The sequence below is a fragment of the Staphylococcus schleiferi genome, from assembly GCF_025558325.1.
GTDB classification, from domain to species: Bacteria; Bacillota; Bacilli; order Staphylococcales; family Staphylococcaceae; genus Staphylococcus; species Staphylococcus schleiferi.
Genome location: NZ_CP094712.1, coordinates 1,512,566 through 1,535,612 on the forward strand (window position 1 = coordinate 1,512,566; position 23,047 = coordinate 1,535,612).

Annotated in this window: 19 protein-coding genes, 3 pseudogenes and 1 CRISPR repeat array; of the genes and pseudogenes, 10 read left to right on the plus strand and 12 right to left on the minus strand. The window is 31.1% G+C overall.

Annotated elements, in window-relative coordinates; translation table 11 throughout:
* Positions 1 to 65 precede the first annotated feature (65 nt).
* The gene (locus tag MUA40_RS07120; protein ID WP_167732846.1) at positions 66 to 1,418 is read left to right on the plus strand and encodes an aspartate kinase; all 1,353 of its coding nucleotides are present in this window, start codon (positions 66 to 68) and stop codon (positions 1,416 to 1,418) included.
* A gap of 39 nt (positions 1,419 to 1,457) precedes the next feature.
* On the opposite strand, the gene MUA40_RS07125 is transcribed toward MUA40_RS07120, so the two are convergent.
* The gene (locus MUA40_RS07125) at positions 1,458 to 2,051 is read right to left on the minus strand and encodes a hypothetical protein (RefSeq protein WP_262569320.1); all 594 of its coding nucleotides are present in this window, start codon (positions 2,049 to 2,051) and stop codon (positions 1,458 to 1,460) included.
* A gap of 509 nt (positions 2,052 to 2,560) precedes the next feature.
* On the opposite strand from MUA40_RS07125, the gene MUA40_RS07130 reads away from it, so the two are divergent.
* From MUA40_RS07130 to MUA40_RS07145, 4 genes and pseudogenes are all read left to right on the plus strand, one after another.
* Positions 2,561 to 2,923 carry a transcriptional regulator, SarA/Rot family gene (locus tag MUA40_RS07130; protein WP_016424989.1) on the plus strand — a complete coding sequence of 121 codons (363 nt, stop codon included), beginning with the start codon at positions 2,561 to 2,563 and terminating at the stop codon, positions 2,921 to 2,923.
* A 188-nt stretch (positions 2,924 to 3,111) separates the two neighbouring features.
* Entirely contained in the window at positions 3,112 to 3,963 is an 852-nt protein-coding gene (locus MUA40_RS07135; protein ID WP_016424988.1) for a hypothetical protein, read from the plus strand.
* 170 nt (positions 3,964 to 4,133) lie between these two features.
* Complete coding sequence (locus MUA40_RS07140; protein ID WP_016424987.1) at positions 4,134 to 4,271, plus strand: hypothetical protein; 138 nt, start codon at positions 4,134 to 4,136, stop codon at positions 4,269 to 4,271.
* A pseudogene (locus MUA40_RS07145) lies at positions 4,244 to 4,399 on the plus strand (transposase); the annotation flags it as partial. The gene MUA40_RS07140 and the pseudogene MUA40_RS07145, both read left to right, overlap by 28 nt.
* A 90-nt stretch (positions 4,400 to 4,489) precedes the next feature.
* Positions 4,490 to 4,988: direct repeats of the CRISPR family, unit length 36 nt; unit sequence GTATCATTTATACCTAAAATTACAGAGTACTAAAAC.
* Between the two features lie 175 nt (positions 4,989 to 5,163).
* On the opposite strand, the gene MUA40_RS07150 reads toward MUA40_RS07145, so the two are convergent.
* The 9 genes from MUA40_RS07150 to nucI all read right to left on the minus strand — a co-directional run bounded on the left by MUA40_RS07150 (position 5,164) and on the right by nucI (position 15,591).
* Positions 5,164 to 6,174: a hypothetical protein gene (locus MUA40_RS07150; protein ID WP_016424986.1), complete on the minus strand. Its 1,011-nt coding sequence runs from the start codon at positions 6,172 to 6,174 to the stop codon at positions 5,164 to 5,166.
* Between the two features lie 12 nt (positions 6,175 to 6,186).
* Positions 6,187 to 6,510 (minus strand): CRISPR-associated endonuclease Cas2, encoded by a 324-nt coding sequence (gene cas2 / locus MUA40_RS07155; protein ID WP_316251769.1) that lies wholly within the window; start codon positions 6,508 to 6,510, stop codon positions 6,187 to 6,189.
* The gene (gene cas1, locus MUA40_RS07160) at positions 6,500 to 7,006 is read right to left on the minus strand and encodes a type II CRISPR-associated endonuclease Cas1 (protein ID WP_016424984.1); all 507 of its coding nucleotides are present in this window, start codon (positions 7,004 to 7,006) and stop codon (positions 6,500 to 6,502) included. The genes cas2 and cas1 overlap by 11 nt, the downstream gene beginning before the upstream one ends.
* Before the next feature lie 130 nt (positions 7,007 to 7,136).
* The gene (locus MUA40_RS07165; protein ID WP_281182775.1) at positions 7,137 to 8,336 is read right to left on the minus strand and encodes an IS110 family RNA-guided transposase; all 1,200 of its coding nucleotides are present in this window, start codon (positions 8,334 to 8,336) and stop codon (positions 7,137 to 7,139) included.
* Positions 8,337 to 8,507: 171 nt separating this feature from the next.
* A complete protein-coding gene (locus MUA40_RS07170) occupies positions 8,508 to 8,963 on the minus strand; it encodes a CRISPR-associated endonuclease Cas1 (RefSeq protein WP_016424982.1) in 456 nt (151 codons plus the stop codon).
* Entirely contained in the window at positions 8,963 to 12,139 is a 3,177-nt protein-coding gene (cas9, locus tag MUA40_RS07175; RefSeq protein WP_194368697.1) for a type II CRISPR RNA-guided endonuclease Cas9, read from the minus strand. The genes MUA40_RS07170 and cas9 overlap by 1 nt, the downstream gene beginning before the upstream one ends.
* A gap of 558 nt (positions 12,140 to 12,697) precedes the next feature.
* On the minus strand, positions 12,698 to 14,071 hold the full coding sequence (locus MUA40_RS07180) for an APC family permease (protein WP_126496104.1): 1,374 nt from the start codon (positions 14,069 to 14,071) through the stop codon (positions 12,698 to 12,700).
* Between the two features lie 2 nt (positions 14,072 to 14,073).
* Complete coding sequence (locus MUA40_RS07185; RefSeq protein WP_262569323.1) at positions 14,074 to 14,802, minus strand: gamma-glutamyl-gamma-aminobutyrate hydrolase family protein; 729 nt, start codon at positions 14,800 to 14,802, stop codon at positions 14,074 to 14,076.
* Positions 14,803 to 15,081: 279 nt separating this feature from the next.
* Complete coding sequence (nucI, locus tag MUA40_RS07190) at positions 15,082 to 15,591, minus strand: thermonuclease NucI (protein WP_016424977.1); 510 nt, start codon at positions 15,589 to 15,591, stop codon at positions 15,082 to 15,084.
* A gap of 135 nt (positions 15,592 to 15,726) precedes the next feature.
* Here nucI and MUA40_RS07195 point away from each other — a divergent pair, with 135 nt between their 5' ends.
* From MUA40_RS07195 to MUA40_RS07205, 3 genes are all read left to right on the plus strand, one after another.
* Entirely contained in the window at positions 15,727 to 15,933 is a 207-nt protein-coding gene (locus tag MUA40_RS07195; RefSeq protein ID WP_126496103.1) for a hypothetical protein, read from the plus strand.
* 1,205 nt (positions 15,934 to 17,138) lie between these two features.
* Entirely contained in the window at positions 17,139 to 17,402 is a 264-nt protein-coding gene (locus MUA40_RS07200; protein ID WP_016424975.1) for a hypothetical protein, read from the plus strand.
* 857 nt (positions 17,403 to 18,259) lie between these two features.
* Positions 18,260 to 19,231, plus strand: coding sequence for a thermonuclease family protein (locus MUA40_RS07205; RefSeq protein WP_016424974.1), 972 nt, complete (start codon positions 18,260 to 18,262; stop codon positions 19,229 to 19,231).
* Between the two features lie 189 nt (positions 19,232 to 19,420).
* Here MUA40_RS07205 and MUA40_RS07210 read toward each other — a convergent pair whose 3' ends face one another.
* Entirely contained in the window at positions 19,421 to 20,701 is a 1,281-nt protein-coding gene (locus MUA40_RS07210) for an MFS transporter (RefSeq protein WP_016424973.1), read from the minus strand.
* 31 nt (positions 20,702 to 20,732) lie between these two features.
* Complete coding sequence (locus MUA40_RS07215) at positions 20,733 to 21,479, minus strand: glycerophosphodiester phosphodiesterase family protein (protein WP_126496102.1); 747 nt, start codon at positions 21,477 to 21,479, stop codon at positions 20,733 to 20,735.
* A gap of 489 nt (positions 21,480 to 21,968) precedes the next feature.
* Here MUA40_RS07215 and MUA40_RS12125 point away from each other — a divergent pair.
* Positions 21,969 to 22,190, plus strand: a pseudogene (locus MUA40_RS12125) (transposase); the annotation flags it as partial.
* A 74-nt stretch (positions 22,191 to 22,264) separates the two neighbouring features.
* Positions 22,265 to 22,878: pseudogene (locus MUA40_RS07220) on the plus strand (Mu transposase domain-containing protein); the annotation flags it as partial.
* Positions 22,879 to 23,047: the final 169 nt, after the last annotated feature.

The window sequence follows — 23,047 nt, forward strand, 5'->3', positions numbered from 1 at the left end:
TATTACCATTAGTCTTTAACAAACTAAATAGGCAAAGCATCATTAAAGAAAGGTTGTCAAAATTTATGAAAGTATCAAAATTTGGGGGAAGTTCAGTAGCGTCTGCTGAACAAATCAAAAAAGTTTTAAACATTGTAAACAGTGACAATGATAGACGCATCGTTGTTGTTTCTGCACCTGGTAAACGAAATGATGATGATATCAAGACAACCGATCTTCTCATTAGGTTGTATGAAAAAGTAGTTAATGGGCTGGATTATATACATAAAAAAGAAGAAATATTAACACGTTTTCAAGATATTATTGATGGGCTCTCACTGAAAACAGATGTCCTAAACGAAATCGATCAAACATTAGAACACCATATTTCTACATTAAAAGATCAGCCTGCACGTTTATTAGATGCGCTGAAATCTTCAGGAGAAAATTTTAATGCTCAAATTATTGCTGCATATAATAATGAACAAGGGATTCCAACGACGTATTTGTCACCGAAAGAAGCGGGTATTATTGTGACAGATGATCCGGGTAATGCTCAAATTCTCGAATCAAGTTACGACCAAATCAACCAACTTCAAAGCTACGATAAAAAAATCATTATCCCTGGCTTTTTTGGCTATTCTGAAACAAATCATATTGTGACATTCCCTCGTGGCGGCTCAGATATTACTGGTGCCATTGTAGCTCGAGGTGTTAAAGCTGATTTGTATGAAAACTTCACAGATGTTTCAGGGATTTATCGGGCAAATCCAAAAGTGATTTCTAAACCAGAAATTATTAGCGAAATTACTTATCGTGAAATGCGTGAGTTATCTTACGCTGGATTTAGTGTCTTTCATGATGAAGCATTACAACCTCTTTATCGTTACCGTATACCTGTTGTTATTAAAAATACAAATCGACCTGATGATCCGGGGACTTATATTGTACATGATCGAGAAATTGATCGAAAAAATGTCGTAACCGGTATCAGTTGTGATAAAAACTTTACGAGCATTAACATTAAAAAGTATTTAATGAACAGACAAGTGGGCTTCACCGTGAATATTCTTGATATTTTGGCTAAACATCATATTTCATTTGACCACATGCCGTCTGGAATCGATAATATTAGTATTATCATGCGCTCAGCACAACTCGCTGGAAAAGAACAAAAAGTATTAGAAGAAATCCGTCAACGCTGCGAAATTGACGAATTAAGTGTTGAAAATGATTTGGCTATTTTAATGGTTGTCGGTGAAGGAATGAGTGCAGCGGTAGGCACAGCAAATAAAATTACTGACGCACTCGCACAGGCCAATATCAACTTAAAAATGATTAATCAAGGTTCATCTGAAATCTCAATGATGTTTGGTATATCTACTAAAGATGCCAACGACGCAGTCAAAGCGTGCTACCAACATTGTTATCTAAAATAAGTAAAGAAGAAGTACTTATCCTCCCTCTCTAATGAGATGTTAGTGATAAGTACTTCTTTCTGTAAGTACCTTTCTTAATAAATCTTCGCCTACTGCCACTTTTAACGTAATAAACTGATAATAACTCATGCGATCTATTAAGTGGCGACAATATTGAACTTGTTTTTGACTCACAGGTTCATGTAATAAATACATCAAAACTATTTCAGGTTTTATATAATCCACATTCCATTTTAACGAATGATAATATATTTGTTTTTCAGGAATTCTAATATTATTATTTAATTGGAACATCCACTCTTCATTATCTACATCATAAATAATTATATTGAGTAATAATATTTCATTTTCATAAATTTCTACAGATGCGATTTGATGTAGACGATGCTTCTCACAATTCACCATTTTCCCATATTTATCCAAACCCTTAATTCGATAATTCTGAGGAATCGCACTTAAAACGGTCAACAAATCCATTCTGTTGACGCATATTTCTATCCCATCTTCCAAACATAACTGATCATTTAAAAATAAATTAGTCGCTGCTTCTCCGTGAAATTTAAAATCATTGGGAACACGTTCAATTAATGTGTACATCAATTGATTGACATGGCATTTTTGATTTCCTTCCATCAATTCGCACCTCCTTAGAAAACGCTTACACACGACAGTAATTATACAAGATAAGTTTTCACTTATCAATCAACTTGCGTTAAAAAAACATTTGTTACTACATTTGTCACAATTATTTTGATATTTTTTTATTAAGTATAATAATTATAATCTTTAGGCAATGCAAATCCATTATTAAATTATAATACTAGTAATAGTTGTTTAGTTTCAGAAAATTTAATAACAAAAATCTTTAATATTCATACTTTTACGTTGAATTATATATTATTTCATTGTAAGCTATTAAATATATCACTCCTACATTTGAACAATAACTATTTCGGTTTAAAAATAATTGAATTCCTATTTAATAACAGTTAAAATTTTACATGTATGGATTGGATATTTTGTGTACTTTTAAATGACATAAACAGTTTTTTTGAATTTCCTTAAGAATATTCTTTTAAAACTATAAAAATTTTAATATAATATGACTTAGGGTATTAAGAATTTAGAAAAGGAGTGAAATTATGAATAACCATTTTAAAATGGAAACTGAAGCTATCTTCTTTTATGAATCAAATAGAAAGAAAATTATCAGTGAATTAAAAAAGCAACATGGTCTCAAGTTGAATGACATCTTGTTTTTATATCACTTAAAAACGACAAATAGCCGCCGTATTTCTTTGCACAAAGTCAAACAATCGATTGACTTCAGTTTAATGGAGATACATAAATCTTTAACGGCGTTGACTGAAAAAGACATCATTGGTAAAGAACGTTCTACAGAAGATGAAAGAAAAGTGTTTATTACTATTGATGACAAACAAGCTAAGACGATGAATCAATTATTAGATGATTTTAACCAAATCCAAAAAGAAGTGCTTCAATAGGCCTTCTACCCCAACAAAATGACCGTACGATATAACAGATATCATTCTCCGTGGTATCTGTCTTTTTATTATTCAAAAATATTTTCACTTTATACATGCATGAAATTAGACATTCATTTAAAATTAACATAAGATAAATATTAACTTATATCTCATTACAACAAGGTTATGAAAGGAGGATAAATGCCATGTCAATTATGATTTGGGTTATCATATCTGCCTTATTTATTATTGTCTTGCTCAGTTTATTGCGTGTTAAATTTTATCAAAACAAATTAGAAGTTGAACTTTATACAAAGAGTCAGCTGTTAAATAAAATATCTAAAATGAAGCAAGAAAAATATCAATTCCAAACTAAAGAAAAAGATTCAAGTGAATATCATCTCGACTTGCGTCGTGCCAAACAGACATTAACTGAAGATTTGGATGCACTTGTTGATGATGAGAAAATCCGTCATTATCGTATATTTACTACAAGTCAAATTGCACCTAAGAATACGATATATCCTTTTATTTCGCAGTTTGATATTCTTGTAGTCACAAATATTGGTTTAATTCTATTGAATCTTAAAGCTTTAAAAGCGAAAACATTCTATCACTTTGAAGGACGCTTACCTTTAAAAGATGAAAGTGACATTCATCAAATTGTAGGGCATTACATTGCCTACCAATATCACAACCAATTTCAATCAGAATTAAGAACACACTATACATTTAGTGAAAACATTCATGAGAATGAAGTGACGTATCAATTTAACAAATATGATTCATATGAAATGGCTGAGAAAGCAACACAAAATCTGCAAATGCATTTTGAATCCTTAGTAGATGTGCCGGTTTCTACAATTGGCGTGATCTACTGTGCGAAACAAAATGGAGAACGTATTGATGGTGATGCAACACCATATAGTCAAGTTTATACTTGTGAAAACAACCAAGATTTCCAAAATGCATTACAACAATTTGTTGCTACAACACATACTAACCTTTCAGATGCATCATATGAACAAGTGATTAACAATATTGAACATAAAAATTAAATTCTGAATTTTAGTGTATCCAATATGCAAGTGCATTAAATAAGGTTGTATATTTTTTAACGGTTGGTGAAATATTCACTGACCGTTATTTTAATTTTTGATATCAAAAAAGCACAAATATCTCTATAATTGTAAGTGCCTAAACAAACCATTAAGGAGATATTGTGCCTATGTATAATGATATATCAGAAATGCTTGGAATTAAAGTCAAAAATTTAAAAATCACTCAAAATCTAGGATTACATGTACATAAAAACGTAAAGGCATTATTATACGAAGGCCAATTGAGGGCATTAATAATAAAATAAAACTGATTAAACGGGTTTCTTATGGCTATAGAAATTTCTGGAATTTTAGGAATAGAATCTTAATCATTTCCAAGGTATTTGTAAGTGAATATAAAAAACGCATTAAACAACAAAATAACGTTGCTTAATGCGTTATCGTCTCGCCAACCGATGTTGACTAAGAACCTAAAATTACAGAGTACTAAAACAGACCATTTAACAGAAAACCTCATGAGTAAGTATCATTTATACCTAAAATTACAGAGTACTAAAACTTGATTGTAAAGGGTGAGTTACCTGCAAAAGGTATCATTTATACCTAAAATTACAGAGTACTAAAACAAGGTCGCCCCACTCTTGCCATGCTTCGTGGTATCATTTATACCTAAAATTACAGAGTACTAAAACACGAGTTATTGCTAATCGAATCGAGTTTTTGTATCATTTATACCTAAAATTACAGAGTACTAAAACTTCAGGTAATGCTGTTTTATCCCAACGTTTGTATCATTTATACCTAAAATTACAGAGTACTAAAACTTGTCGTATCGCCGCCAGTTGAATAATTACGTATCATTTATACCTAAAATTACAGAGTACTAAAACGATTGTTTGAACCATACCAACATGGCATAAGTATCATTTATACCTAAAATTACAGAGTACTAAAACAACGACGTGCCATTGAACTACAAGACAAGCGTATCATTTATACCTAAAATTACAGAGTACTAAAACCTCTAGCTATAATTATAGCTTATTTTTATGATTATTATAACCAAATTTAATGTTAGACATTTTTAAAATCTCGCACAATTTCGACTAAAATAATTTAGCAGCGCTTGATAAATCGATTAATTTACAAGTCAATTGACCAAGCGCTAGAGCCTTTTCCTATAATAAGCTCTTAGATTTATTTATTAAACTTCAAATCATACATTTTTATATATTTCGCTACAGCAATCGGTAGATTGTCATAATGGATATCCAATACAAAATCTTGTTTTGCATGTTTAAGGTATTTTACGACAACATAGATATCTATTGGTTCGAAGACAATGATATCAGCTAAATTATAATTTGAAATCTTCGGTGTTAATTCAATGACCTCTTGATATAATTTAATAATTTTTTCTAAGCTACGTTTAATCTCAAGTTTTTCAAAATTAAGTGGCGCATCCCATACTAAATGATTAATAAAATCTACTGTCAATAATTGCTTTTCATTTCTAATATAATTCATATGCGCTAAATCATGAGCTATAAAATGTTTCGATCCTGTTAATACAATTATTGGAACCCCTAAGTCTTCTAAAATATTCCTAAATCGAATTTGTTCTTTCGGACTTAAATTAGATTCGGGATAGCAATAAATCAATAATGCTTTATTATTAGATTGATAACTTAACTCTTCAACAATTAAAGGTATGAGTGACTCTAATCTTACAATTAAGCGACTATATTCGTGATCTAAATCATACGCAAACTCTATATTTTTAATAAAGGATTTTGTATCAAATCTCTTTGTTTTTAAAGGTAAATCATTTTTAACAAGGTTTAACAAATCTTCTAATAAAACATTAATAGAGTTTAAATAGCTGTCTAATTCGTATTGTTCTGACAAAAGTCGATTGAGCTTTTTAGTTATTATTGCGTTAGCAGCCAAAGTATGTTCCTTATCTATTGCTTCGTGACTTAACATGTAGCATTGATAAAGATTAGATGGCAATTGTTCTTGATTAATTCTGTCATAAATGCTTGTTTCATCCTTATTTGAATGACGCTTTTGAAAATAGTCACATATGATATTTAATATATCTTCTTCCTTAGTCTCAAATTCATTATATATTGAAGTGTACATCCCAATGTTCATTTCAGTCTTTGGGATAAGCGTACTTTTTATCTCCCAAATCATATTGTTCATTATAATTATCCTTTAAAATATTATTGTTCGATTATCACCGAGTAAAGCTATATTTTGATCTTCCTTACCTAACAAAATTTGCATTTTTTCATATTGTTTCTCGGTTATAATTAAAGATCTTACATGACCGTCTTGAGGTAAGAATTGTTTTATTTGTAAAACTGAAAAATCTGCAGCATCTTTATTGGCAACACTTTTAATATAAATTGAATATTGCATCATCAAAAAACCATTTTCAAGTAACCTTTTTCTAAATTTACTATAAATTCGCCTCTGTTTTTTCGTCTCAACTGGTAAGTCAAACATAATCATTACTCTCATAAACCTATAGCTCATAGAAAGTAAATTGCTTAATATCTGGAAATTTAAGCAATTGTTTTTGACCTTCTCTAAAATAATCAATGATAGACTGAATCATGATTTCAATAGCGCGTATAACTGTTTGCATCTTACCGTCTATAAGCACCCTCGCATGTAACAAATTCACAAGCTTTAATCTATATGCTTTTGTCAAAAAATCTTCTGGCGGATGTTTGAGTAAAAATAAATCTACTAAAGGTCTAAAGGGTTCAATAAAGTCTGATGCGAGATTAAAATGATTTCTACCACCTATATGGTGAATACCTAACGCGGGAATGAGCCCTTTTGCTACGATAGTTCTTGCAATAGCTGCATTCAGAATCGTGTATCCATAATTAAGAACTGCATTCTCTAATGAATTGTCATCATCACGTTTAAAATCTTCAAAAAAGCTATTAAAATAATATTTTGCAGCTTGTCCTTCAATATTGTGTTCATCTTTTAATTGAACGACATCTCTCAATTCTTGCATTTTACGAATCCTAGCCTCATTTCCTACGATTAGTCAAGTCTTTATGTTTAAAATAAGCATTACTAAATTAGCCCGTTCAATTTAATTTTTTTGAATAAGGTGTTATGATGTATATGATTATATGGTTACATTAGTGTGGTGCTTTTTGATAATCATATAATTGATTGTTAGTAATAAGATAATGAATGGTTTTTAACAAACGATTCACACTAGCTATGACTGCAGTCTTATGAGGTTTCTCATTTGGCTGCTTTCTTAATTTGTAGTAATAGTCTGCAACATGATTTTTATAACGATTTCGTCCTCTAATGATATTCATGATGATTAGAAACAATAAACGTCTAGCTTTCTTATTACCTCTTTTATTAATTGTATCTCTGCTCATAGAATTACCTGATTGATAACGTTTTATATCAATTCCGACATACGCATTGAGTTGTTTGTTTGTTTCAAAATGTGTTATATCTCCAAGCTCTCCAATCAGTAAAGCAGTGGTTAATTCTCCTAACCCAGGAATAGAAACTATATTTTCAAACGCATCAGTTGTCTTAGCTAATTTAATCATCTCTTTATCAAACAAATCTTTTTCATGCATAGATTTAAGTAATTTATCACATAGATGTCTTAATTTCTCTACGAGAAATGAAGATTGTTTAACTGTAGGGAAGCTATTTTGTGCTATTGAAATCAAATCATTCGTATACTTTTGAGCTTTTTTAATGGACATGCCTTTAGCTGTTGAATTAAGTATGGTATGAGTTAATTCGTCATGTGTTAATGCGAAAACACAATTGGGATGAGGAAATACTTTAGCTATATTTAAAGCAATCTTAGAGTACCTATTTTTAAATAACTTTTCTAAGCCTGGAAATGTTTGATGAAGCACTTCAACTAATTCTACCTTTAGTTTATTTTGATCATTTTCCATTTCTAAATGAAATCTTGCACGTTCTCTAAGCTCAAAATATATTTCTTCAGTATGACGTTGAATTTTAGCGTCCTTCATATTGAATGCCAAAAGCGCAAGTTTATGTGCATCAGCTTGATCGGTTTTCCATGATCTTAAAGAACTTGTTCTGAATTTAGCTTCTAACGGGTTCATCTCAATATAATTAATTTGATTTACGCGACAAAATCGAGTCATACCTCTTGAATAAATACCAGTAGATTCAAAAATGATTTGTAGGTGGTCTAAATCATTCAAATACTTTAATAAATAATTATAACCATTTTTATTATTTTGAATGGTAAATTCTCTTTGAAATTGATCGTTATGATAATGAGCTACGACACTACTTCTTTTACTAATATCAACACCTAAGTAATTGATAAATATAGCCTCCTTTAAAGAATTGAGAAGCTTTGAACTTTACTTAGCCTTTTTCATCTCATTTTCCTATACACGGTTTCAAGAACCCAACATACTTCAAACGAATTTCAAAAGGAGAGTAAAGCTGATCAGTTTAAATTGCGGATTCAAAGATCCAAGAGTCTACTCGATCTACTTCTCTCTACAACTATAAAAAATAGCTGTGAAGAAATCTATCGTCATAAATTTCTTCACAGCTAATCTTAGTATGTTTATATTATTATGTTCCATGCACCTAATTTGATTCAATATTTTTTGCTTCAATATTTGTTTCCATAGTTCTTTTTTACTTAATTCATCCCATGACAATTGCGCTTTCATTTGTGCATACTGACTAAAATGACCAGAAATAGGTTGCAATACACATTCTGGCAAATGTTTTTGGTTACAAAAAATTACTAAAATATTATAATCAGATAATTCAACTAATAATCTAGCTGTTACCGTAACAGTCAAATCTTCAATAACAACCGCAAAAATATCACTCAAAGGTACTTTAATCTCCCGATCTCCCTTAGCAATTTTCAAACTACTCAATGACAAAGATAACTTAGTGACATCACTTGCATAGACGATGCGCCAAGACATTATAGGACACCTCTTTTAAAGATAAGTTGAGGACTTTTTGAAGGTTTAACTTTAAATTGATTACCTAAAACGTCAGTTGAATATTTTTCAATCTTTTCAGTTTTTTTACCTATTGTTTTAAAAATTCGTGGTGTTTTTTTAATTTCCATTAAGTCACAATAGTCTTTATAATTAATATCAATCATATTTAATTCCACCACATTTCTTGTAGAATTATTCACTCCAATTACTCTAAATAGTTCATCATCAATAGAAATCAAGTCATTATAATAAAAACTACCAATAAATTGAGCATCACTAGGTACTTTATATCTTTCTTTCAATGCTTGATATTCATTTTTTAATATTTGATAATGCTTCTCTTTTTTCTTTATATCCATGTAAGTTAAAGTAATCATATGATAGCCTGCTTTTGAGTGAAAAACATCGAAGCGAAAAGGCTTAATGGAGAGCTGTACAACCTTTCTTTCTGCACCCGGAAAATTTTTGCTTATATCTAGATGAGTCCCTACTTTTTTCCCAATATACTTTAATTTTTTGATAGTGGGGCCTTTTTCATTTTTAGCATATTTAGTAAGGTATTCACCATTTTCTTCGTAATACTTGGCAAACGGATTTTTCTCTTCTCCATATTGTTTTATCACTAGCATTAATTTTTCAAAAGTTTGAGGATCATGTTTATACATAAGTAACTTCTCAGGCGTTTTTAAAAATAAATCTTTAATTTTAGTATTATCTTTGGCATATATATCTTTAACGGTTTGAACAATATAATGGTCTTCATTTACTTCCCGTGTAGAATATAGACTATCATTAATCAATTGTCTATTTGGCTTCTTATCTACTCGATGTGAATATTTAAAGTCTTTATAATCTTTAATGTCTTGGACTTGCTTAGGAATTTCAAACATTTTGCGAAAGTCTTGTTCGGATAGTAAATTCTTGGACTCTTTATTTCTATTTAGACTTAAATTATTATTTTCTAAGATAGCATTTGCTTCTTTAAGTTCTTTAGACTGTTTGAATAAATAACTTACATTAGCAATAATTAACGCATCTTCTGCATGATGTTTAAATCCTTTATTTCGAGCTTTATCAAACTTCCAAGCTTTTCTCAAATAATTTGTAAAGCTTCCATTAATAGTTTTAATTTTAACGTCTAAATCATTAGCACTAAAGTAAGATTTCAATAATTGCACTAACTCTCTTGTTGCATAGCGTGTATCCACCAAATTGCGATTAATAAACTCTTTTTGAATTTCAAATTTATTAATGTCACGTTCTTCTAACAAATACTCTCTCTTTTTCTTGGATATTCTCTCCTTAGATTTACTTAGGTTGAGTATGTGTTGCTTAAATTGCGCATATGATAAAGCGCTTTCATTAGAGTTTAAGTACTGATATGGTGTACGGTTTCCTTTTTTACTATTTTCTTCTTGCTTTACCAGAACTTTATTATTAAAAGAGTTATCAAACGATACTGACCTCGGGATAATGTGATCGATTTCATAATGTGATGGATTTCTAAGTAAATCATCTAATGGAATATTTTGTAGAGAATACAAGCATTTTCCTTCTTGCATGTGATGCAATTTAATTTTTTCAACTAAACCTTTTGCATTGTGATTTCCGTATTCTCGAATCGCTTCCTCTACTTGTTTTCTTGTATTCTCATTTTCTTTTTGTATACGGTTTAAAAACTTTCTTCGATCTTCACTATTTTTCTCTCGAGCTAATTCAATAACAATCTCTTCTGGCAGTCCGTACTTTTTTATTACGGTATTTACAATTTCAATTGATTGAATAAAAGAACGTTTTACGACAGGTGACAAAATGAACTCTTCAACCATGTTTTTAGGAATTTGCTTCTGTTTAGAAAGCTGAAACTTTTGAGGTTTAAGATTAAGAGCAGTAAATACCTCCATTTGGTTTCGAGATGTCTGCCACATCTCTTCGATTAATAGATGTAAACATTTTAACGATAAACGATGAGTCCCTGTATAACCATTCAAATGTGCAATTGCTTCTTTTTCAGACTCTGTTAATAAATCCTGTAGTTGATCCAAAGCTTCTTTAATACTTAATGGATCTTGATAAAGCGTTAAAATAAATGCAATTTCATCTAATAATTCAATATTTTCTAAGTTTTTCTTATCCAAAAATATTTTATTTAAATCATGATACAACTTAAATGATGTAAATTGTGGTTTCCCGTTTTTGGTAATTCTATATCCTTTAATATCAGATTCTTCAACATTTATTTCTTTGGCAATTTGTTTTAATGTTGGTGATTTCTTTTGTTTGAAGACATTTTCAATAATATGATACTTTTCATAATATTCTAACTTTTCATTTTCATCTCTTGCGATTACTAAATTATTCAAATCATTTAATGCATTAAATAAATCTGCTGAATATGCGTACTTAACACTTCTTAATTCCTCTGGAAAGTAGGTACATCTTCCAATTAACTTTTCATACCATTGTTTCAAATCGCCATCCCAACCGTATTGACTTCCTTTACCTGGGCCCTCATAGTATTCTCTTCTCGTTTCTAATAAATGTATGTACTGTTCTATAAAATGATCATCAATGTCATGATAATTTTGTTGCGTAGTTAATATTTGTCTTGCTTCTTTTACAAAATCCTCCGTCTTAAATCTGTTACTTTCCCCTCTTACTTTATAATGTTCATTTAACCTATCTAATTGAAGTTCACAAACATATCGATTTTCTAACTGCTTTGCATTTTCTTTTAATTGCTCTTTTGTCGATAGTTCATTAGTACTTTCATTTTCGTCCATCACAACATGTACATTATGTATTCCTCTTCTTTTAGCCAAATGTAATAGTGCAATGACAAGCTCACTTTTAGATAATGGTGATGATAATCCCTTAACCCTGATTAGATATGGGTTTGTACTCTTAGGAATTTTGTCGTCAATAATTAAATGGTATTGTGCTAATAAATTTTTAACTCGATCTAATCTATGAATTCTTCTTCGTTTTAAGCGTCTTGAACCCCTTTTAGCTCTTCTACCCTCGTTGTTTTCAACATTCGCTTCAGGAAACAATCTCACACCAGCATCTATTACTGATTTTGAATCACTATGAATTAAACCGTATCCAACTGATGCGATACCAACATCTAAACCGAGAATATAACTATTTTTCAAATTTTTATCCCCCTTTTATTTTATTTATTACATTATAATACACTTTAAAACGAAAAAAAATCCCACTAATAAATTAGTGGGATAAACACGACATTTTGTCTTGTTTTAGTAGATTCTGTAATTTTAGGTATAAATACAATATATATTGTAACTTTATATTACACGATTACAGGAGCTTATGTCAACTCTTTTCGCCACTTAAAATCATATTGAATAAGTATACCTTCATATCTTTTGATGATACGGCTAGATGAAACAAAATAAGTAAACAAATAGAATTTACAAGTTAATCAAAATGCTTTATTTACTTTATTATCTATCAGTGATATTACTTTGGATATGTGCACTCTTAAAAATTTCTATTGGATCTTAATTAAGTCACCTATTTAAAGCAGCTTAATTAGATAAAAATTTATTCAAAATACGAATGTAAGTATAATGCTTTTTTTAGTTAGACTATATCATTCTGACTTTATAAAAAAACTTGCTCCCTCACGATTAGAGAGAACAAGTTTTTTAAATATTATGTGATTGATTTAAATCATTTCAAAAGATTTTTTATTCTTTTATGTCACTTTGCTGATGTCTCATTTTATTAAGTATAAATAAAACAGCAGGTAACACAATATAACCAATGACCATAGCTGTAATTGCAAAATAGTTCAAAGTGGTATGCTGACCTTCAACGATTGAAAACTGCCCTTTCCAATTGAATTTAACTAATAATATGATTGTAAATAAAAATGAAATGATAGGAAGTATTACATCTGTAAAAACATTTTTCTTAACGTTTTCTAATACTGTCCCTTTATTTTTATTGTAATAAAATACAATCACCCCTATTGGAACAACTAAAAATTGAATAAAACGTGAGATTGAACTTAACACAATAATACTTGTCATATTATATTGAAATGCCATAGGAATAATAATAGCAATTAAAAAAGTAACGATAAAGGCGTTAAACGGAAAATCATATTTTGTACGCTTTTTAAACCATGGGGAAATTTGTTGTTGATTCGCAATGGCTTCAATGATTCTTGGTGTAGAAAATGAAGCAGCTACGTTAATTCCAAACATGGATATAAGTGCACCATATAAAATGATATTTTGGATAATGGGTGAGTGAAAAACAGCTACTAAGGAAACAACTTGCTTTGTTTCAATTAAAGCTTGTGGATTCAACGCCATAGTAACTAAAATAATCCCTAAATAGACAGCGGCAATTGAAAGAATAGCTAATGGAATAGCACGAGGCAAATTTTTCTCTGGATTTTTCATATCTTCAGATCCACTCGCCACACTTTCGAAACCTGTAAAAGCATAAAATGCAGCAATGATCGCCAAAACAAAAGTTGTGGTATCGATTTTAGAAGTATCAACGATATGCGTGACCTCCGAAAATCGAACTTCACCCGTTGTTACAATTACAACAATACCAGCTACAATTGTTGTAACGAGTGCGAGTAATTTACCAATCGTTGATAAATTATTAATAATTTCAAATAGTTTATTCCCTGTAATATTAATTAAAAGTAGTGTTACCATTAATATTAAAAAACCAATTGTAATCAGTGTGGTATTTGTATTGTCACCTCCGAATATCGTGATGACTGTTTTCACAACTGCTGTAGACATAACTCCCCATGCGATACATGCCGCTATGAAGCGCGTAATACCTACATAGAAACCGATATTATCTCCAAAAGCCGCTGTTGCATACGCATATGCCGCACCACTTTTGTTTACATATTTTGAAGCAGCGGCAAATGTTACTGCCAATATAGAAGCAAATATTGCTGCTAATATGTAGACATAAGGCGTATATGACCCAGCAATGGATATGACTGCACCTGGAGATAAGAAAATCCCTGAGCCGATAATTGAGTTAATTGCTAATAAGACGATTGACCAAAATCCTAATTTCTTCATTTTTAACCACTTTCTTTCGCATTTTTAATAAAATCTATAAATAACTTATCCATTGCTTCTTCTCGCCATAACATTTCAGGATGCCACTGCACCCCCACTAAATAAGGATAGTTCTGAGCTTCGATACATTCAATCACACCGTCACTTGAACTAGCAGTGCCTTTGAAGTCCGGTGCAATATCTTTAATTAATTGATGGTGAAATGAATTCACAAAAATCTCTCGTTCTTCAAACACCCGAGCTAAATGACATTGTTCTAATATTTGGATACGATGTGTTTTTTCAGTTGGATTCACACCTTGCCAATGTCTTAAAGTTTCTTGTTCACGATAAGAAACATCTTGGTACAATGTACCGCCATAGTATACATTAATCAGTTGAGCCCCTCTACAAATACCTAAAATGGGAATGCCACGTTTTTTTGCTAGTTCTAATACCGTATATTCAAATAAATCACGCTTTAATAACGTTTCTCCTATTAAGTTTCTCGGATCTTCTCCATACAAATGAGGACTGACATCATAACCACCACTCAAAATAAGACCATCTAATTGTTCGACCTGTTTTTCGATTGCATTTTTATCTGAATGTATAGGAAGTACAACTGGCACACCTGCATGCTTAGTAACAGAATAAACATAATCTTGGTTGATATAGCAACGTTCGTACCCAGGAAACATACCATCTTTATCACGTAAAATATTAGCGGTAATTCCTATTATAGCTACCATATACATCCCTCCATTACAATTGAGTTATTTTAATTATAATGTGGGTGTTGATTTTGTCAATAACACTTTCTGATTTTTCTGACTTTTTAAGTCAGATTTTTCATTTTTATTAATAACAGTTAAATGTACAAGTGTTTATAAAACAAAAAGCTGAAGTTATCACAGTATAAATCCAATCTGTAGATAACTCAGCTTGTTTGTCAATTTGCACATGCTAAATTAAAGTTTTCTGCTCGTCTTGTGATTTAAAAAATGCCCTCGCGCGAGCAATTTATCCAATTATGCTTCACTCCAAATGTTGAGCTTTTTCTTTTGTGCTTCTTTTTGTGCTTGTTCGATTTGAGGGCGATATTTATAGTTTGGTGAATAGAATTTTGCTCGTGCTAATCCTTCTTTTGCAAGTCTGACATTAAACATTTTGTCGCCTACCCAAACATAAGCAAGTGTACGTCCGTATCTATCTTTCGGTGCGCGATCATATTCTAAAGTGACACGTTTACCTGTAAGATGTTTCTTCGTAAAATCAGATGCTTCTTTACCATAAGGTTGAACTGGCGTATTAGGTTTAACCGTTTCAGGTGTATCAACACCAATCATACGCACGCGTTCTTCCTTTCCATCTTTATTAACTATAATAGTATCACCATCGATGACACGTGTAACGATATATGAGTCGCCTTTTGTACTGCCTTCCGTCGTTTTAAACGGTCCTTGTCCATTTACATATTGTAATGTTAAGACAAAGATTGCTACTACAACAATTAATAAACCAGATGTAAATTTCTTCATCATTTCCTCCTTATTGTTTATAAATTAATACTTTTATATTATTATATTTATATATAATTTTCCATAAGTTTTCTTGCCCTAATTGTGACTTTTTATCTACAAATGCTATAATGTTGACATTAGGAGTGAAAAAACATGAAAACATTTAAAAATAATTATCTATCTTTAGTGGTTATCATTATAGCCATTTTGATTGGCTTCTTTTTACAACATAAATTCAACCTGCCACTATTTGCTGGTGCATTCATCGGTGTCTTCCTCGGCATGCTCGGCGGTTTTATCACACAAATTTTAATGCCTAAAGATCAAAATCATGATGCTGATCAAAAGAATCGGCAGTAAATACAATGATTATCCACAAAAAGTTCACTTAAACTATAACTGGACGTACCTATGTATAAAACTTTTATAAAGCATAAAAAAGACTATACTTTTTTACGCACAGATGATACAACTCGATCGTCAAAATATTCTCCACTCACAGCCAGTCTGTGCAGTGGTTTTTTTGAAATTGTACAATACTTTTAATAGTACGTTTTAATTTTATACCCTTGATAGCAAATCATTATCTGTCACAAATCATTCTATATTACAATTGTAATATAAAATTCTTTTATTAATGAAATAGTGGTCTAGAAATACTTGTTGAAAAAGTGTTTCTTTATCGAATAATAGAGGTGTCATTGACCCATGCTCATAGTCTTGTTTATGTTCAGTTTTTTGCCTCCAATGCGTTATTAATTTTATTTATTACCATATCCCTTAATAACCAAATTGACTTTCAATTTATGATTGATATTAATAAAATTAAGCATTTAGAAAAATATAACCGCCTATTTTTTATTATGGGAATTATTTTACTAATCTTTTCTATGTATATATTGTTACAATTTTTACAACGGTTATAGCAAAACCCAATTGCATCAGTAGCCTTTGTTGTCATAGAGAAATTCCAAATTTGAACCTTTACGTTCAATGTGAGTTTCTCTTTTTTGTTTATTTAACCCATTAGATTTTTTAGTGACAAGATAATAAATAAATGTAACGCAAAATTTAATCAACCTCTAAAATATCGTAAATACATCTTATCATTTTTATATTTAAAGTTAAAATTATATACAATGACTTCACTAAATTTACAAATATTTTTATATAAGTGGTTAGCAGATATTCTAAAAATAACGAAATGATTATGAAATTATAGTTAAGATGTCACTATTGAATTAAAGAACTCTATTACAGCTGATTGTAGTGATTAAATTGCTAAGTAATGATATATCAAATCAAGAAAATAAATACTGTTTTTGATATTTAATAAAGATTTGATAATGGATGTATTTTTTGGTATATTACGGCTTATAAACAAGTGGATAATTTTACACTCTAAAACTTGTTTACCTCATATTTTTGTTTCTAAAATAAACTAAAAGTTGAGCTTTGTTTTTGATAGATTCTTATTCTTAATTGACCTTTTGACATTTCGTTCGTAATAGCAATTCATTTTACGCTTCGTATCATTAAGAATTATTTCAACTAGGAGAGAAAAAATGGGAGAGTTAAACAAAAATGAATTAGAACAATTAGAAAAAAGAATTAATCATAGATTTGATGATTTAGAAAGACAATTACATGCCTTACCGATGCACTTAGAAGATAAAATGAAACTCATTTTTCAAATAGAGAAAGAAATTCTTAGAGGTGAAAGAATAAAAGATCGGGACAAAATTATTAACCGAATCGCCGTTACTTTAACAGTGATTGGTACGATTTTAACGACAATCATTGCTTTGTTCACTTTTTTCTGGCGATAAAGCAAAATAAACAGTATAAAGTCATGATACCACATACATGATCGTGGTATTTGATTCTTTTTGCTCACCTTTTGCATTAAAGGAAATACGATGAAATCGAATTAAGATTACTCGTATTTCCCTTTTTATATTTACGGCTTCCTTTTCAGGAGTGAACGTAAAATAAGTCATGTCGATAGTATATTCACTACGATATTAATGATTGTTAATGTATTTGATTTTTTCTTCATATTGTTATCCTATTTATACAAATTAACGACTCACTCCAATTTATTATAACTTTAAATTAACTTTATTTACAAATTTAATTTTCTAATACATAACAGTTTTGTAACTACGTAATGACTTAAACAGCTTTTGTACACTTGATATTATGTCATTCTTTGTAGGCTGTTGAATCAAATTCTCAATTTAGGTTTATTTTTATATTGAAACATTATACAAATTTTACACATCTATATGCACATCTTTATACTAAAACAGCTTAAAATTCCACTCATTTATTCCTAATTTGAACAAAATCTTTTAAATTACATAAATGTTTTCGACATATTTATATTTAAACCTTTAATTATATTTATCACTATTGATTTTAATGCTATAATTGTGCTGTTCATTAGTCTCTAAAAATAACAATTCGCGATGATTCCAGTTCATATTTATAAAATTTGCTTTGTAACTGTATGACATCGCACACCATTTATCATCTTTTGCGTATTTTCTAACCTTAAACCGATTGATAGATGGATTAAAGTGACGTTTACTCCTTTTTAATGACACATCATAAGAAGGTTTAACCCAGCATGAATTCAAAATTTAGATACTAGGATAAGATTATAGTAGAAGGAGTCAAGCAGATGAAACAACGGAAGTGGTATCAAACGCAATGGTTTACAATTTTAATGCTTATTTTTGTTTTTCCAGTAGGTCTATTTTTAATGTGGAAATATCAGCCTTGGGGTAAGTGGATTAAAATTATTGTTACAGTCGTGGTCTTAATCATGTTTATGATTAATTTTCCAAATAATAAACAACCACAAGATTCTCATTCAACAAAGCAAGAAACAACTCAAGAGCATACGAATAAGGAAGAACACAAAAAACAAACTTCTAAACATAAAGATGAAAAAAATGAAGCAAAAAAAGAAAAAGAAGATAAGGAATCATACGAACCAGGAACTACGGACCGCATACCAGTTAAGTTAAGTGCAGCGGTAGATGGTGATACCGCGAAATTCGTTTACAACAATAAAACTGAAACATTTAGATTCCTACTTATTGATACACCTGAAACGAAGCACCCTCGTTTAGGCAAACAGCCATTTGGTCAAGAAGCTTCTGATCGGACAGCTGAACTACTTAGAAATGCCAAAAAAATTGAAGTAGAATTTGATGTAGGTCAAAAACAAGATAAGTACCATAGATATTTGGCATATATTTATGTTGATGGAAAAATGTTAAACGATATTTTAGTCAAAGAAGGCTTAGCGAGAGTCGCTTATGTTTATCCGCCAAATACAAGATATTTATCTGAGTTAGAAGCTTCTCAAGAAAAAGCAAGAGAAGAAAAGTTAGGCATATGGAGTTTGACTTCTGCTTTCGAGGAAGAAAGTCATGAACAACCTGCTGCAACAACAGCACCTGCTCAAAATGACAACACAGCACAACCTGCACCTCAACAATCACATACAGAACCAGCTCAAAGCACTCAATCATTTGCCAATTGTACACAGTTACGTTCGGTTTATCCAAACGGCGTTCCACAAGGACATCCTGCATACCAACCAAAATTAGACAGAGATAACGATAATTTTGCATGTGAACGTTAACTCAGTATTCTAATATTTAGCTTACCAAAAAGTGAGATAAAATTATTAGTACTCATAAGATAACTAACTTTAGTTCATTGGATTATACATTAAAAGCAGTTGTGAAAGATTTAATATCTAACACAACTGCTTTTATTTTCAATCTATTATTTTAAATTCACGCCGTTTCTCTTCTGTCATCATCAAAATCTATGCACGAGATTTGCGGTTTAAAAAGAGTAACAGTAAAGTACATAAACTGCCTAAAAATGAGACGATAATGCCAATTTCAAATATCATACGATATGCTGTAACAACATTATCTTGATGCGCATCAAGGAGCTTACCATTCATCGTGTAAACCCAGAAAATAGGCGCATATGCTGCGAACGAACCTACACTCATTGCTGAACCAGCATATTTTTTAGGAATATCAAACTCAGCAATAGGCGCTAGTATTACACTTTTAGCTAAAAACGTTGACACTGAAAATACGATTAAAAGCGCCATACTGATAAAGAGATTTCCTTCGATAAATACAACACCTAGTAAAACGAGTGATGATAAAATAAGCGCTGAGAAAATCATTTTCGAAGATGACTTAAATACATAGTCTGAAATCAAACCCGCAGACACACCCATAATGACGCCCATAAGTCCTGTATTAAAGATTCCGAAAAGCGCAGTTTGTGTTGTTGAAAGTTCATAAGTTTTTTGTAAATACGGCACGCTATATATTAAAATGATATAGCCCCAATAAATCGACATCGCACTCAATGATGCCAACCATACTTTAGGCTGTAATAGCACATAGAATAAACCTTTAAGTGCTTCAGCTGATTTATTAAGATGCATCTCTTCTGTTTTTTCTTCATCGATTGCAGCAATACCATTTTTTGGCACATATTTGATAATTAATAGAATTAAAGGAATAATCAATAAATTATATGCAAGCATGCCCCCTTTAAATACAACAATCCCACTGATTAATGACATGATTCCTACAATAATTAAATTCATGATCATTTCTTCGGCACGTCGGATTGATTCTAATAATCCAAAACCCATACCTCGATTACTTTGGTTCGTGAATAACATAACACCGTTAAGTACAGCTGGCCAAAAGAATGAGTCCACAATACCCCAAATAATCGCAATTACTTTTAACATTTGAAAAGTTGGACTGAAGAAAATGATCACTGAAATAGTTATAAAGCGAATTACCAATCCTACAATTAAAATAGATTTCACCGAAAAACGGTTATTAATCCAACCCGCAGGAATGTAAAAGAATATAGAAATACCAATGAGCCCAAATATCGCTCCTAGCTCTGCATTACTTACTTGTAAGACATCGAGTAATAAATTATAAAATGTCCCTTTGAAGGCTTCGAAACTTGAGTAAATCAACTGCCCTGCTGTCACAACAGTTAAAAATCCAATAAGCGTCTGTCTATCTTTAAAGTTCAATTTGTCCATAATACGTTTCATATGACGTACCCCTTCCGCTTTGTTGTAAAATCTATTGTTGTTGCAAATGAATGAGATCATCAGCATAATCTGTAAATATGCCGTCTACACCCCAATTGATCAGTGTATTTGCACGATCTTTATCATTCACTGTCCATACGCTCAATGTATAACCAGAATTTTTAATTTCTGAAACGAGTTCTCGTGTTAAGTTAATATCTTCTAAATGGACAATAGATGAACCACAATAATCTACTACTGTACGCCAATCATTATAAAACGCACATTTTTCAAATAAAACCGCACGCTTATATTGTGGTATATATTGTTCTGCTAATTTGAGCAAACTAAAGTTAAAACTAGAAATTAATACTTCTACTGAGTCATCTAATTTCTCAATTTGTGTCTTCATTAATTGCAACATGCGTTCACTTAAATAGGTTCCATTTGGACCCGTAACACCTTTAAGCTCGATATTAAGATTCATTTTATAACGATTTGCAAACGCTATAAGCTGCTCAAATGTCAAAATACGTTCATCTGCAAACTCTGGATGAAACCAAGCCCCAGCTGATGCATTCTGAATTGCTTCATAACGCGTTTCACTCACTTCTCCATATGTATTCGTTGTTCGATCTAAGTCATCATCATGAAATATAATTAAAACTTCATCCTTGGTGATAGCGACATCGAGTTCAAGCCACTTCACCCCTTCAACTTTACGAGCTAAATCAAATGCTGCAAAAGTATTTTCAGGTGCTTTACTCGACAATCCTCTATGTGCGAAAATATTCGTCATAATAATCCCCTTTACTAAATTTGAAAATAAAATCTACAAAGCTTTGGTATAGCTTGCATTATTATTGTGCGAAATCATAACGTTAATAAACTGCGTATTAGACTCGATAACACACCTATCAATCATAATTAAACATTATCCACGCTTATATAAATTAAATTAAAAACAATGATTAATCGCTACCAATTATAATGAAACAATGGTTTTATACAATAACTTTTGTAGACCTGCTCATTATTATAAAGCGTTTACATTATACTGACAATATGATATTAATATTTTTTTAATTCATTTTAATGTCTAATGCACTATATGAATGGAAACGCGCATTAATCACTTTGATGCTAGACTAAAAAACGGACACAGTAAATTGATAGGAATTTAATGTATAATAAAAGAAATCAATTTATAGGAGTGCCAGTGATGGCGAGAAGAAAATTCGATCATAGCTTTAAAATGGAAGCAATTCAATGAGTAGAATCAGGGAGACGTGCCTCAGAAGTTTCGAGAGATTTAGATATTCCTATTCAAACCTTAACAAGATGGCTGAGTATATACCGTAAAGACGGTGAAAAAGGTTTTTTTGGTAGCGGTAAACGTACGTCAAATACACAAGTAGAAGCAGATTTAGAAAAGCGATTAAGAGACTTAGAGGAAGAAAATAAAATCTTAAAAAAGGCTATGCACATCTTTGCCAAAGACCAGAAGTAATATATAAGTTTATCTATGAACACCGACATGAATTTCGTGTCGTAAAGATGTGCCAAGTTCTAGGTGTTTCGATTGGTGGGGTTCCTAAAGAACTACTCACAGATAATATGAAAGAAGTGATGGATCAGCCCTGTACGAGATTCAGTAAAGGTCAAATCAATCGTCGATTCGAACAATTCGCGCATGATATGGGAACAAAAGTCCGACCATGTATAGCAGGGAGACCTATGACAAAGGGTAAGGTTGAAGCTTCTATGAAACTACTTGATGAAATCCATGCCTATCAAGGCGAATTTAATTTGTCTGAGCTTCATGAATATATCTCAAAACTGAATCAAAGATTAAATTATCAGCTACACCAGGGTACGGGAAAAATACCGATTATTGAATTAGAAAAAGAAAAGAGCCACTTACTCCCCTTCCAACGGAAAAAGTAAGAGACTCCTATAGAATCATTGGACAACATGTAAAAGTTAACGCTTCTAATATGATTACGTTTCAAGAAAATCAATATTCAGTACCATCTGAATATGCCGGAAAGCGCGTGCAATTACAAGTGTTCAACCATGAACTACATGTATATTATAACAAGAAGCTGATAGCGTGCCACTCTATAAGTAACGCCAAGTTGAATTATAAAGAAGAACATTATATTGAAGCGTTGCAATTATCATCCCCATATTATCCAGTCGTCAGTGCGAGTGTTTACGTCCGACTTCCTTCAGATTCCACTTCACAATGGACACCCTTGTCTTTCGCTAACAGTTCCTACTACCAAGCCTGTAACGGACTTTCACCGTCAAGATGTTACCCATGCCGGGCGCACTATAAACATCAAAATAGAGACCTGTTGTAGG

Excerpts from the sequence above, each read along its gene's own strand:
- MUA40_RS07120 (WP_167732846.1), top strand. The coding sequence starts at position 66 with ATGAAAGTATCAAAATTTGGGGGAAGTTCAGTAGCGTCTGCTGAACAA.
- MUA40_RS07125 (WP_262569320.1), bottom strand. The coding sequence starts at position 2,051 with ATGGAAGGAAATCAAAAATGCCATGTCAATCAATTGATGTACACATTA.
- MUA40_RS07130 (WP_016424989.1), top strand. The coding sequence starts at position 2,561 with ATGAATAACCATTTTAAAATGGAAACTGAAGCTATCTTCTTTTATGAA.
- MUA40_RS07135 (WP_016424988.1), top strand. The coding sequence starts at position 3,112 with ATGTCAATTATGATTTGGGTTATCATATCTGCCTTATTTATTATTGTC.
- MUA40_RS07140 (WP_016424987.1), top strand. The coding sequence starts at position 4,134 with ATGTATAATGATATATCAGAAATGCTTGGAATTAAAGTCAAAAATTTA.
- MUA40_RS07150 (WP_016424986.1), bottom strand. The coding sequence starts at position 6,174 with ATGAACAATATGATTTGGGAGATAAAAAGTACGCTTATCCCAAAGACT.
- cas2 (WP_316251769.1), bottom strand. The coding sequence starts at position 6,510 with ATGAGCTATAGGTTTATGAGAGTAATGATTATGTTTGACTTACCAGTT.
- cas1 (WP_016424984.1), bottom strand. The coding sequence starts at position 7,006 with ATGCAAGAATTGAGAGATGTCGTTCAATTAAAAGATGAACACAATATT.
- MUA40_RS07170 (WP_016424982.1), bottom strand. The coding sequence starts at position 8,963 with ATGTCTTGGCGCATCGTCTATGCAAGTGATGTCACTAAGTTATCTTTG.
- MUA40_RS07180 (WP_126496104.1), bottom strand. The coding sequence starts at position 14,071 with ATGAAGAAATTAGGATTTTGGTCAATCGTCTTATTAGCAATTAACTCA.
- MUA40_RS07185 (WP_262569323.1), bottom strand. The coding sequence starts at position 14,802 with ATGGTAGCTATAATAGGAATTACCGCTAATATTTTACGTGATAAAGAT.
- nucI (WP_016424977.1), bottom strand. The coding sequence starts at position 15,591 with ATGAAGAAATTTACATCTGGTTTATTAATTGTTGTAGTAGCAATCTTT.
- MUA40_RS07195 (WP_126496103.1), top strand. The coding sequence starts at position 15,727 with ATGAAAACATTTAAAAATAATTATCTATCTTTAGTGGTTATCATTATA.
- MUA40_RS07200 (WP_016424975.1), top strand. The coding sequence starts at position 17,139 with ATGGGAGAGTTAAACAAAAATGAATTAGAACAATTAGAAAAAAGAATT.
- MUA40_RS07205 (WP_016424974.1), top strand. The coding sequence starts at position 18,260 with ATGAAACAACGGAAGTGGTATCAAACGCAATGGTTTACAATTTTAATG.
- MUA40_RS07210 (WP_016424973.1), bottom strand. The coding sequence starts at position 20,701 with ATGAAACGTATTATGGACAAATTGAACTTTAAAGATAGACAGACGCTT.
- MUA40_RS07215 (WP_126496102.1), bottom strand. The coding sequence starts at position 21,479 with ATGACGAATATTTTCGCACATAGAGGATTGTCGAGTAAAGCACCTGAA.